10 protein-coding genes are annotated in these 11,802 nt (G+C 74.2%); 6 read left to right on the top strand and 4 right to left on the bottom strand.

Annotated elements, in window-relative coordinates:
• Positions 1-36: 36 nt before the first annotated feature.
• Together OIU81_RS15435 and OIU81_RS15430 are read right to left on the bottom strand one after the other, a co-directional pair.
• Complete coding sequence (locus OIU81_RS15435; protein WP_329148082.1) at positions 37-1,179, bottom strand: NADH-quinone oxidoreductase subunit D; 1,143 nt, start codon at positions 1,177-1,179, stop codon at positions 37-39.
• Positions 1,180-1,223: 44 nt separating this feature from the next.
• Entirely contained in the window at positions 1,224-2,246 is a 1,023-nt protein-coding gene (locus OIU81_RS15430; protein WP_329155178.1) for an SAM-dependent methyltransferase, read from the bottom strand.
• 173 nt (positions 2,247-2,419) lie between these two features.
• On the opposite strand from OIU81_RS15430, the gene OIU81_RS15425 reads away from it, so the two are divergent.
• Together OIU81_RS15425 and OIU81_RS15420 are read left to right on the top strand one after the other, a co-directional pair.
• Positions 2,420-3,625, top strand: a complete 1,206-nt coding sequence (locus tag OIU81_RS15425; protein WP_329148079.1) for a sensor histidine kinase — start codon at positions 2,420-2,422, stop codon at positions 3,623-3,625.
• 155 nt (positions 3,626-3,780) lie between these two features.
• Positions 3,781-4,479 carry a response regulator transcription factor gene (locus OIU81_RS15420; protein ID WP_329148077.1) on the top strand — a complete coding sequence of 233 codons (699 nt, stop codon included), beginning with the start codon at positions 3,781-3,783 and terminating at the stop codon, positions 4,477-4,479.
• Between the two features lie 82 nt (positions 4,480-4,561).
• Here the strand turns inward: OIU81_RS15420 and OIU81_RS15415 are convergent, their stop codons facing one another.
• On the bottom strand, positions 4,562-5,671 hold the full coding sequence (locus OIU81_RS15415; RefSeq protein WP_329148075.1) for a DUF5937 family protein: 1,110 nt from the start codon (positions 5,669-5,671) through the stop codon (positions 4,562-4,564).
• Positions 5,672-5,771: 100 nt separating this feature from the next.
• Here OIU81_RS15415 and OIU81_RS15410 point away from each other — a divergent pair, with 100 nt between their 5' ends.
• A complete protein-coding gene (locus tag OIU81_RS15410; protein WP_329148073.1) occupies positions 5,772-6,038 on the top strand; it encodes a hypothetical protein in 267 nt (88 codons plus the stop codon).
• A 254-nt stretch (positions 6,039-6,292) separates the two neighbouring features.
• Here the strand turns inward: OIU81_RS15410 and OIU81_RS15405 are convergent, their stop codons facing one another.
• A complete protein-coding gene (locus OIU81_RS15405) occupies positions 6,293-7,522 on the bottom strand; it encodes a threonine aldolase family protein (protein WP_443073995.1) in 1,230 nt (409 codons plus the stop codon).
• Between the two features lie 343 nt (positions 7,523-7,865).
• Here OIU81_RS15405 and OIU81_RS15400 point away from each other — a divergent pair, with 343 nt between their 5' ends.
• Genes OIU81_RS15400 through OIU81_RS15390 form a run of 3 tightly spaced genes read left to right on the top strand, consistent with a single transcriptional unit; the run spans position 7,866 to position 11,793 of the window.
• Complete coding sequence (locus OIU81_RS15400; RefSeq protein WP_329148071.1) at positions 7,866-8,843, top strand: Rossmann-like and DUF2520 domain-containing protein; 978 nt, start codon at positions 7,866-7,868, stop codon at positions 8,841-8,843.
• Between the two features lie 23 nt (positions 8,844-8,866).
• Positions 8,867-10,021 (top strand): pantoate--beta-alanine ligase, encoded by a 1,155-nt coding sequence (panC, locus tag OIU81_RS15395; RefSeq protein WP_329155173.1) that lies wholly within the window; start codon positions 8,867-8,869, stop codon positions 10,019-10,021.
• Positions 10,018-11,793: an L-aspartate oxidase gene (locus OIU81_RS15390; protein WP_329148069.1), complete on the top strand. Its 1,776-nt coding sequence runs from the start codon at positions 10,018-10,020 to the stop codon at positions 11,791-11,793. Before panC ends, OIU81_RS15390 begins: the two co-directional genes overlap by 4 nt.
• The last annotated feature ends 9 nt before the right edge of the window (positions 11,794-11,802 follow it).

The following is an 11,802-nucleotide window of genomic DNA, read 5'->3' as shown; positions in this document are numbered from 1 at the left end:
GCGGCGATGCCCCGCCCCGCGGCGCCTACTTGTCGCCTATTTGTCGATGTCTCCCACGACGAAGAACAGCGAACCGAGAATGGCGACCATGTCGGCGACCAGGGTGCCCGGCAGCAGCTCCACCAGCGCCTGGATGTTGTTGAAGGACGCCGAGCGCAGCTTGAGGCGGTAGGGCGTCTTCTCGCCCTTGGAGACGAGGTAATAGCCGTTGATGCCCAGGGGGTTCTCGGTCCAGGCGTACGTCGCGCCCTCGGGGGCCTTCAGCACCTTCGGCAGACGCTGATTCACCGGCCCCGGCGGCAGCTCCGCGATCCGGTCCAGGCAGGCGTCCGCGAGATCGAGCGCGTTGTGGCTCTGCTCCAGCAGGCACTCGAAGCGGGCCAGACAGTCGCCCTCCCCGCGGGTGACGACCTTCAGCGTGGACTGCAGCTCCCCGTAAGCCAGATACGGCTCGTCGCGCCGCAGATCGAAGTCCACGCCGGAGGCACGGGCGATCGGTCCGGAGACGCCGTACCCGTGCACCGTCTCCGGCGCGAGCACACCGACCCCGCGGGTACGGCCGCGGAAGATCTCGTTGCCCAGGACCAGATTGTCGAAGACGTCCATGCGGGAGCGCACCTCGGCGACGGCGTGCCGGGCCCGGCCCAGCCAGCCCGCCGGCAGGTCCTCCTTGAGGCCGCCGACGCGGTTGAACATGTAGTGCATCCGGCCGCCGGAGATCTCCTCCATGACGGCCTGGAGCTCCTCCCGCTCCCGGAAGGCATGGAAGACGGGCGTGATGCCGCCGAGTTCCAGGGGGTAGGAGCCGAGGAACATCAGATGGTTCAGCACGCGGTTCAGCTCGGCGAGCAGCGTCCGCAACCAGACGGCGCGCTCGGGCACCTCCATGCCCAGCATCCGCTCGACGGCCAGCACCACGCCCAGCTCGTTGGAGAACGCCGACAGCCAGTCGTGCCGGTTGGCGAGCATGATGATCTGGCGGTAGTCGCGCGCCTCGAAGAGCTTCTCGGCGCCGCGGTGCATGTAGCCGATCACCGGCTCGGCGTGCTGGATGCGCTCGCCGTCCAGGACCAGGCGCAGCCGCAGCACGCCGTGCGTCGAGGGATGCTGCGGGCCGATGTTCAGCACCATGTCGGTGCTCTCGGCCGCGCCGCCGATGCCGACCGTCGTCTCCGTCATGGGAACAGTCTCGCAGGACGCCCTGACGGCGGACCCCGGAGCCCTCAGCCGTCCCACTCCCTGAGAAGCCCCGCGTACGCGCCGCCCACCGGCTCCACCAGCCAGCCGAAGCCGCCGAGGCCGCCCGGATCCGTCAGCTCCGCCGCCGCCCCGGCCGTGCTGAGGGCCCGTACGTACCCCGCCGGGTCGGCGGCGGCCAGCGTGAGCGGCGGGCGCCGGCCGTCCACGCCCAGGGCGTGCAGCGCCTCGCGCTGGGTCAGCCGCTCCGCCCGCGGCCCGGCACAGGAGTCCAGCGCCACATGCGCCGTGATGTCGCAGCTGCCGTCCGGCACGGGAGGCACCTCACGGCCGTCACGGAAGCCGGTGAGCGTGCCGAAGGGCGGACGGTCGTCCCGCTCGTGCGCATAGTCGGCGGCGACCGCCAGCCCGGCGCGCAGCGTGCCCACGGCCCGCGCCCAGGCCTCGTCCCGGGGACGGCCGATCTCGGCGCGCAGCCCGGGGGAGGCGGCGGAGTCCGGGGCCGGCGGCCACCAGCGGCCCAGCCATTCCGCGTCCGCGCCGTCCACCGGCCCGCCCAGCCGCTCCGTGCCGTCGGCCCGTACCAGCACCCGGCGCGGCACCCCGTCCGCATCCGTCTCGACGACATCGACCGGCACGTTGTCGAGCCACTCGTTCGCGAACAGCAGCCCGCTGACCGAGCCCGGCACGGGCAGCTCGCCGTGCCAGCCGATCCGCGGATCGAGGCCCTCGGGGCGCGCGGCGCGCTCGACCGCGTACGGACGCAGCCGGGCCGCCACCTCGCCCGGCAGCGCGGCCAGCACCCCCGTCAGCAGCTCACCGCGCCCCGCGCCCACATCGACCAGCGCCAGCTCCGCGGGATGACCGAGCGCCGCGTCGACCCGGCACAGCAGGGTGGCGACGGCGCCCGCGTAGAGCGGGGAGACATGCACCGACGTCCGGAAGTGCCCGGCCGGTCCGGGGCCCCCGGCCCGGGTGTAGAAGCCCTCGCCCGGGCCGTACAGCGCCCGCTCCGTGGCCTCGCGCCACCCGCACCACTCGTTCCTCATCTGCCCCACGCTACGGGCCCGCACCGGCCGCCCGTACGGGAAGCCGCGCAGGTGGGGCCGCTGCCCGCCGCAGGTGGCGAGCCGGATCTCCACCTTGGGGAGTAGACCCGCCGCAACAGGATCGCTCCTCCGGTTGACCCGTACACCTATACAGGCTGCCTACGCTGGGTTACGTGCAGCGTCTCTACGACTTCCTCCGCAGACACCCGACGGGAGTGGACTCCTTCTGGGCGGTCGTGCTCCTCGGGTTCAGCAGCCTGCCGCTCGTGCTCGACGGTGTCGGAAGCATGCACCTGGCCGCAACCGTGCTCTTCACCCTGGGCCTCTGCCTGGTGGTGGCGCTGCGCCGCAAGGCCCCCGTGAAGATGCTGCTGCTGACGGCCGCCATCGGCGTGGGGCAACTGATCGTCGGCGTCAAGCCCAACCTCAGCGACTTCGGGATGCTCGTGATCGCCTACACCGTGGCGTCCGCACCTGCCGCCCCCCGCTGGGCCTCCCGCTGTGCCCTGGCCGGTGCCGTCGTCGGTCCCGCCCTGTCGTTCTGGCGTTATTCGGGTGACGACGGCCAGTCGCTGAGGATGAGCATCCTCTCCGCCGTCCTGCTCACCGTGCCGTTCATCCTGGCCTGGGTGCTCGGCGACTCCATGCGCACCCGCCGCGCCTACTGGGCGCAGCTGGAGGAGCGGGCCGCACGGCTGGAGAAGGAGCGCGAGGCACAGTCCCGGATCGCGGTCGCGGCCGAGCGCGCCCGTATCGCCCGCGAACTGCACGATGTCGTCGCCCACAACGTCTCGGTGATGGTCGTCCAGGCCGACGGCGCCGCGTACGTCCTCGACGCCGCCCCCGAACAGACCCGGCAGGCCCTGGAGACGATCTCCGGCACGGGGCGCCAGGCGCTGGCCGAGATGCGCCGGCTGCTCGGGGTCCTGCGCACCGGCGAACAGTCCGAGAGCGGCGAATATGTGCCGCAGCCCGGCGTCGAGCAGCTCAGCGACCTCATGGACCAGGTGCGCGGCGCGGGGCTGCCGGTCGACTTCCGGGTCGAGGGCGAGCCGCGGGAGCTGCCCAGCAGCGTGGAGCTGACCGTCTACCGCATCGCCCAGGAAGCCCTCACCAACACCCGCAAACACGGCGGCCCCCACGTCCGCGCGACCGTCCGCGTCTCCTACCGGGACGAGGACCTCGAACTCCTCGTCGAGGACGACGGACGCGGCGCGCAGCAGGAGTGCTACGAGGAGGGCGGCGCGGACGGCCTTGGCCACGGCCTGATCGGCATGCGGGAACGCGTCGGCATGGTCGGCGGCAGCCTGACCGCGGGGCCACGGCCGGGCGGCGGCTTCCGGATCGTCGCCGTACTCCCGCTCAAACCCGCCCGATGAACGCCACCGCGCCCCTGCCTCCCCGGTACGGCCCCCGGGCCGGCCCCGACGACCACCACCGCCCCCCACCACACCGCTCCGCCCCACCCCACCACACCGCTCCGTACGCCCCGCCCCGTCCCGCCCCCGCCCGTGCACGAAGGGAACCCCCTGCCATGACCATCCGAGTGATGCTCGTCGACGACCAGGTGCTGCTGCGCACCGGATTCCGGATGGTGCTGGCCGCACAGCCGGACATGGAAGTCGTCGCGGAGGCGGGGAACGGGGTGGAGGCGCTGGAGGTACTGCGCGCCACCCAGGTCGACGTGATCCTCATGGACGTCCGTATGCCGCATCTGGACGGGGTGGAGACCACCCGCCGGATCTGCGCCGGCGGACAGCCGGAAGGCGGCCCGAAGGTGCTCATCCTGACCACCTTCGACCTGGACGAATACGCCTTCTCCGCGCTGAAGGCCGGGGCCAGCGGCTTCATGCTCAAGGACGTGCCGCCCGGTGACCTGCTCGCCGCGATCCGTGCCGTGCAGAGCGGCGACGCGGTCGTCGCCCCGTCCACCACCCGCCGGCTCCTCGACCGCTTCACGCCGATGCTGCCCGCCAGCTCCGCCGAGCCCTCCCGGCCCGAGCTGGGACGGCTGACGGACCGGGAGCGGGAGGTGCTGCTGCTGGTCGCCCAGGGCCTGTCGAACGGGGAGATCGCGGCGCGGCTGGTTCTCTCCGAGGCCACGGTCAAGACGCATGTGGGCCGCATCCTCACCAAGCTGAACCTCCGGGACCGCGTCCAGGCGGTGGTTCTCGCCTACGAGACGGGAGTGGTGCGGGCCGGGGGAGCGGGGGCTCAGGGGGAGCGGGGCTGATCCGGCTCGGGGGCGTGGGGGAGAGCGGGGACCGGTCCGGGGACCGGTCCGGGGGCTGCTCCGGCTCGGTGCCGGCCCGGCCTCAACGCAGTACGCCCTCAAGGAAGTCGCTGCCCAGCCTGGCCACCGTCTGGAGATTCAGCTGGTGCAGTACATAGCGCCCACGGCGCCGCGTCTGGATCAGCCCGGCCTTCTTCAGCGTGGCGATGTGCCGTGACACCTCCGGCGGGGTGATCCCGTACGCGTGCGCCAGCTCCCCCGTCGTATGCGGCCCCCGCGACAGCGAACGGCACAGCTGCATCCGCATCGGATGCGCCAGGGCCTCCAGCCGCTGCTGCACCAGCTCCAGTGCGGCCGGCGCCGGCAACTCCGTTCCGGCGACCGGGTACTGGAGCACCGGGCGCCATCCCGGGGCATGGCTGAACAGCAGATGCGGCCAGCCGAACGACGTCGGCAGGAAGGTGACGCCCGGATCCGCGGGGTTCGCGAACGCCGTCGTACGCCCTTGGGCCAGCTTGTCGACCAGGATGCGGGTGGCGCCGCCGCCGTCCCGGTCGACCTCCAGGGTCAGCGCGCGCGAGGTCTCGGACAGCGTCTCGGCCAGGCCCTTGTGGCGCAGCAGTTCGGTCTTGTGCCGGGCGTCGGCCGCCAGCTGGATGCCCACCCGGCGCCAGATGTCCCCGAAGAACGCCTCCTCGCAGTCCTCGAACAGCCGGCGCAGCCACCGCCGCAGGCCGTCGGGATCGGTGAGCATCCGGTCGGTGAAGGCCGCCTGCCGAGGGCCGCGTGCGGCGGCCATCTCCCGTACCCGCGCCCGCTCGTCCGGGTCGACCAGGGGCGAGGGCGTGCAGCGGGTGTAGGACGCCGAGCAGGTGATCTCGAACGCCGCGGCCACGAACCGTTCGTCGTCGATGGTGTCCAGCTCGTCCAGCTCCCCGGCCAGCGTCGCCCCGGGCCGGGCCGGCAGCAGGATGTCGGAGCGGGAGGAGCGCCACAGGAAGTCCGCCTCGCACAGCCGGTCGGCGAGGTCGGTGTGCAGTGCCGCGGTGGTGGCGGTGACCCAGCCGTGCAGCCCGGGGTGGTGCCCGGGCTCGGACAGCGCGTGCAGCGCGGCGCCCAGTTCCGCCAGCGGGGACGGGGAGAAGACGACGCGCTCCGGCGGGAGCCCGGTGATGTCGATGACGTTGGCCATGCGCACATCATGCGCGAGCGCGCCACCTGCGCGAACGTCGATTGACGGCTCTGGTCAATCGACGCGCGGCGGGCCGGGGGAGCGCCGCACAGTGAGGGACATGAACGCCGCCCAGCAGCACCTTCTCGACACCTACCGCGCCACCCGACGAGGCGAGGCCACCCCGCCCGCCCCGGGCACGCACACCGTCCGCACCGCACACGAGATCCGCCAGTGGTACCGCTTCCGGGCCGTCGTCACCGACCCCACCGACCGGCTCGCGGGCCGGCTCGCGAGCCGGGCGAGGCGATACGCACGAGGGGTGGGGCGGCGGGGACGTGCGGCGGCGGGTGCGGTGCAGCGGGTCGTTCGTCTGCTGCATGTGTAGGGGGAGGGGTGCGCCGGCGCAGCCGTGCCGTCACCTGTCGGCCTCCTCCCGTCCCCCGCCTCCCCCCCCGGGGGGCCCGCCCCCCCGCCTCCCCTCACCCCCCGCCGGCCTCACCCCGTCCAGCCCAGCCCAGCCCAACCCCGCACGCCCCCGCCAGGCCGAGCTCAGCCCAGCCCAGCCCAGCCCCCTCACCCCACCCCACGGGCCCAACCCCCGCCACGCTCAACCCAGTCGGCCCCCCCGACGCCCTCGGCCTAAACGCGCTCCTCCCTCACGCGTTCCACGAATGCCACGAACTCCCCGACCGCCGCGCGTACTTCTCCCGCCGTCCACTCCACGGCGGAGGCGGATATCGTCAGCTCCGTGATCGCCACCCCGGGTGGGCCGCCGAGGGTCGGCTCGGACCACCAGCGGAACAGTGTGGTCCCGGTTTCCTCCGCCTGGCGTACGGCGGCCTCGTTCAGCAGCTCGGGCGGGTGCGGGAGCCACACCTGGAACTGATGGGTGTGCGGCACCTCCGGATGCACCCGGAACCACGGCACACCGGCACCGGCCAGGCCCTCGCCCAGCGCGCGGGCCACGGTCTTCGCGTGCGCCACGTACTCCGGCAGCCGGGGCAGCTCACGGTCCAGGCCGGTCAGGGCGGTCAGGGCGGCCGGCCACTGCTGGAACAGCTGGCCGCCGTACCGGTGCCGCCAGGCCCGCGCCTCGTCGATGAAGTCCTCGGTGCCCGCGAGCGCGGCGCCCGATATGCCGTTCAGCGTCTTGTAGAAGGAGACGTACACGCTGTCCGCGAGGGCCGCGATCTCCGGGAGCGAGCGGCCGAAGTGCGGGCCGCACTCCCACAGCCGGGCGCCGTCGAAGTGCACCACCGCATCACGGTCCCGCGCCGCTGCCACGACCGCGGTCAGCTCGTCCCATGTCGGCAGGACGAATCCGGCATCGCGCAGCGGCAGTTCGAGTGCGAGCGTGCCGAACGGCTCGGCCAGGCCGGATATCTCCGCGGCGGTCGGCGGCCGCGCGGCGCTCGTCGGATGCACCATGCGCAGCCCGCTGACCGCCGCATAGGCATCGCGCTCGTGCACCTCCATGTGCGACATCGGATGGCCGGCGACCGTGGCGTTGCCCGTTCGCCCCGCCCAGCAGCGCAGCGCGACCTGCTGGGCCATCGTGCCGGTCGGGAAGAAGGCGGCCGCCTCGGTGCCCAGGGCGTCGGCGGTCCGGCGCTCCAGCTCGCCGATGATGCTGTCGTCGTTGCCGTAGACGTCGGTCCAGCCGTCCAGGTCGTAGGCGGCCGGGGCGTCGGCCGTCAGGCGGTCCAGCCGGTCGCGGATCGTCTTGGCCCCTCCCGCGCTGCCGGCCAGCACGCGCTTCGAGGCCCGGATCGCCGCGAACATCCGCTCCCGCTCGACCGCGGGGCCACGCGCCGCGGCCGGAGCGCCGCCCGGGACGTCCCCCCTGCCGCCGGCTGATCCACTCCGCACGGCCCCAGGGATCGAACTGTCCCGCGCCTGCCCGCCCGAGCCCTCCCCCACAGCGTCCGGTGAGCCCCCGCCCGCGCTCCCCGCGCCGTCCTTGCTTGCGTTTCCCATACGCCTCACACGCCCCCTACCTGGTATTTCTCCGCGCTGTCGTTTCGTGCGTTTCGCGCGGCGTCGCACTGATCATTGCCCAGCCCGGCGCGGGCCCGCGACCCCTGTGGATAACTCGTGTGCGAGACCCCGTCTCACCTTGTGCACAACTCTGAAGGCCGCCGGAAACACTCGCGTAGCATGGCGAAGAATCGTCCGGTACCCCCCGCGGACTGGAACGGAAGGCCATCGCCGCGTGAATGCACACCCACCCACCGAGGCCCAGGACCGACCCGCCCGGCTGACCGTCGGAGTCGTCGGCGCCGGCCGTGTCGGGCCCGCCCTCGCCGCCGCGTTGCAGCTCGCGGGGCATCGCCCGGTTGCCGTGTCGGGAGTCTCCGACGCCTCCGTGCGCCGCGCCGCCGAGCTGCTGCCCGACGTTCCGCTGGTCACCCCCGCCGAGGTGTTCGCCCGCGCCGACCTCGTCTTGCTGACCGTCCCCGACGACGCCCTGGCCGGCCTGGTGAGCGGCCTCGCGGAGACCGGCGCCGTGCGGCCCGGCCAGCTGCTGGTGCACACCTCCGGGCGGTACGGCACCGCGGTGCTGGACCCGGCCACCCGCGCCGGGGCCCTGCCGCTGGCCCTGCATCCGGCGATGACCTTCACCGGCACCTCCGTGGACGTCCAGCGGCTGGCCGGCTGCTCGTTCGGGGTGACCTCGCCCGACGAGCTGCGGATGGCGGCGGAAGCGCTGGTCATCGAGATGGGCGGGGAGCCCGAGTGGATCGCGGAATCGGCCCGTCCGCTCTATCACGCGGCGCTCGCCATCGGCGCGAACCATCTGGTCACGCTCGTCGCCCAGGCCATGGAGCTGCTGCACGACGCGGGGGTGCAGGCCCCCGACCGAATGCTGGGCCCGCTGCTCGGCGCCGCCCTGGACAACGCGCTCCGGTCCGGTGACGCCGCGCTGACCGGCCCGGTCGCCCGGGGCGACGCCGGCACCGTCGCCGTCCATATCGCCGAGCTGCGCCGGCACGCACCGCAGAGCGTCGCCGGCTACCTCGCCATGGCCCGGACGACCGCGGACCGCGCGCTGTCCCACGGTCTGCTCAAGCCCGAACTGGCCGAGGACCTGCTCGATGTCCTCGCCGGCTCCGACGACGGTTCCGGCACCGCCCCCGGCTCCAGGGGCCCGGGCCCCGACGCCGCCGGCCCCGGGGGAGGCGACCGGTGAAGCACCAGGAACCGCAGCCGCCCATGGACCCGGCCCTCCCCGCCGAGCAGGCCCGGCCCGGCCCCGGCCACCTCCTCCACACCGCCGCGGCCCTGCGCGATCTGCCCCGCCGCTCCGGTGGCGAGCGCGCGGTCGTGATGACCATGGGCGCGCTGCACGAGGGCCACGCCACCCTGATCCGCGCCGCCCGCCGCCGCGTCGGCCCCCAGGGGCAGGTCGTCGTCACGGTCTTCGTCAATCCGCTGCAGTTCGGCGCCGGCGAGGACCTGGACCGCTATCCGCGCACCCTGGAGGCGGATGTCGAACTGGCGGCCGCGGCCGGTGCGGACGTGGTCTTCGCGCCGTCCGCCGACGAGGTCTACCCGGGCGGGGAACCGCAGATCCGGATCGCCGCCGGCCCCATGGGCGGCCTCCTGGAGGGCGCCAGCCGCCCCGGTCACTTCGACGGCGTCCTGACCGTCGTCGCCAAGCTGCTGCATCTGACCGCCCCGGACTGCGCGTTCTACGGGCAGAAGGACGCCCAGCAGCTCGCGGTCATCACGAGGATGGCCGCCGACCTCAACTTCCCCGTCGAGATCGTCGGTGTCCCCACGGTCCGCGAGGAGGACGGGCTCGCCCTGTCCAGCCGTAACCGCTACCTCTCCGCCCCGGAGCGGCACACCGCGCTCGCGCTGTCGGGGGCGCTGTTCGCGGCCCGCGACCGGCTCGCCGCCGAGGAGGCGCTGCGCGCCCGCGCCGCCTGCGCCGGCCACCCCGCCCAGGACCGCGCGGCGGCCCTGGCCGCCCTCGGCGAGGACCGGGCCGCCGCCGACGCGCACGCCGTCGCCTACGCCGCCGCGGTGCCCCCGCACGGGCCCTCGGTGGCACGCGCCGCGGCCCGCGCGGTGCTGGAGGACGCGGCCCTGCTCGACCCGCCGCTGGCGCTCGACTATCTGGCGCTGGTCGATCCGTGCGACTTCACCGAGGTCCCGGACTCCTACGAGGGCGAGGCCATCCTGGCCGTCGCCGCCAAGGTCGGCACCACCCGGCTCATCGACAACATCCGTCTCCTCTTCGGGGCCCGGGACACCACGCCCGCCGACGCGGGCGGAGCCACCCCGCACACCGCCGGCTCCGGCCCGCCCGCCGAAGACCCGGCCGCCTCCCACCACCACGGCCCCCTCGGAGCGAGCAGATGACCGCCACCGGAACAGGTACCGGACCCGGACCCCTCCCGGGCACCGGCATACGTCTGACGGCCCCCGCCCCCGGCTGGTCCATCGAGGCCGACGTCGTCGTCGTGGGCTCCGGGGTGGCCGGGCTGACCGCCGCGCTGCGCTGCGCCGCGGCCGGCCGCCGGACCGTCGTCGTCACCAAGGCCCGCCTGGACGACGGCTCCACCCGCTGGGCGCAGGGCGGTATCGCCGCGGCGCTCGGCGAGGGCGACACCCCCGAGCAGCATCTGGCCGACACCCTCGTGGCGGGCGCCGGACTGTGCGACGAGGAGGCCGTGCGGGCCCTGGTCACCGAGGGCCCCGACGCCGTCCACCGCCTCATCCGGACCGGCGCGCGCTTCGACACCGCACCGGACAGCGAGGAGATCGCGCTCACCCGCGAAGGCGGCCACCACCGCCGCCGTATCGCGCACGCCGGCGGCGACGCCACCGGGGCGGAGATCTCCCGCGCGCTCGTCGAGGCGGTCCGCGCCGCCGGCCTGCGCACCGTCGAGAACGCCCTGGTCCTCGACCTGCTCACGGACGCCGACGGCCATGCCTGCGGGGTCACCCTGCACGTGATGGGGGAGGGCCAGCACGACGGCGTCGGGGCCGTGCACGCCCCGGCGGTGGTGCTCGCCACCGGCGGCATGGGGCAGGTCTTCTCCGCGACCACCAACCCGCCGGTCTCCACCGGCGACGGGGTGGCGCTGGCGCTGCGCGCCGGCGCGGAGGTCTCCGACCTGGAATTCGTCCAGTTCCACCCCACCGTCCTGTATCTGGGCCCGGAAGCCGAGGGCCAGCAGCCGCTGATCTCCGAGGCCGTGCGGGGCGAGGGCGCCCATCTCGTCGACGCCGGCGGGACCCGCTTCATGGTGGGGCAGCACGAACTCGCCGAACTGGCGCCGCGCGACATCGTCGCCAAGGCGATCACGCGCCGGGCGCACGAACAGGGCGCCGAGCACATGTATCTGGACGGCCGGCACTTCGGCGCGCAGATGTGGGAGAGCCGCTTCCCGACCATCCTCGCCGCCTGCCGCAGCCATGGCCTCGACCCGGTCAGCGAGCCGATACCGGTCGCCCCGGCCGCGCACTACGCCTCCGGCGGCGTGCGCACCGATCTGCGCGGGCGCACCACCGTCCCCGGCCTCTACGCCTGCGGAGAGGTCGCCTGCACCGGCGTGCACGGTGCCAACCGTCTCGCCTCCAACTCCCTCCTGGAGGGCCTGGTCTTCGCGGAGCGGATCGCCGCGGACATCGCCGGAGGCCCCGCAACGCGCCCCGCCCCGGCGCCCGGGGCACACCCCGCGCCGGCGCCCGCGCCCCGTACCACCCTCCCACTCCTCGCCCCCGAGACCCGCGGTGCCGTGCAGCGGATCATGACCGCCGGTGCCGGGGTGCTGCGCAGCGCCGAGAGCCTCGCGCAGGCCGCCGCCGCCCTCGACCGCCTTCACCGCGAGGCGACGGAGACGAGCGCCCAGGCTTCCGCGCACAAGGCCCCCGAGCCCGGCGTGGAAGCATGGGAAGCCACCAACCTCCTGTGCGTCGCACGGGTACTGGTCGCCGCGGCACAGCGCCGTACGGAGACCCGCGGCTGCCATTGGCGCGAGGACCACCCGGAGCGGGACGATGCCTCCTGGCGCCGGCACTTCCGCATCACCCTGGGTGCGGACCGGGCGCTGGCCCTCCGTACGACGGAGACCGCCGGATTCCCGCCGACCGCCGACGACGGCCCCCGGGCCACCGCCACCCCGTAACCACCGATC

Origin of the sequence: Streptomyces sp. NBC_01454 (assembly GCF_036227565.1) — a bacterium.
GTDB lineage: Bacteria > Actinomycetota > Actinomycetes > Streptomycetales > Streptomycetaceae > Streptomyces.
The sequence above is the reverse complement of the archived record's forward strand: the minus strand, read 5'-3'. Positions and strand labels throughout refer to the sequence as shown.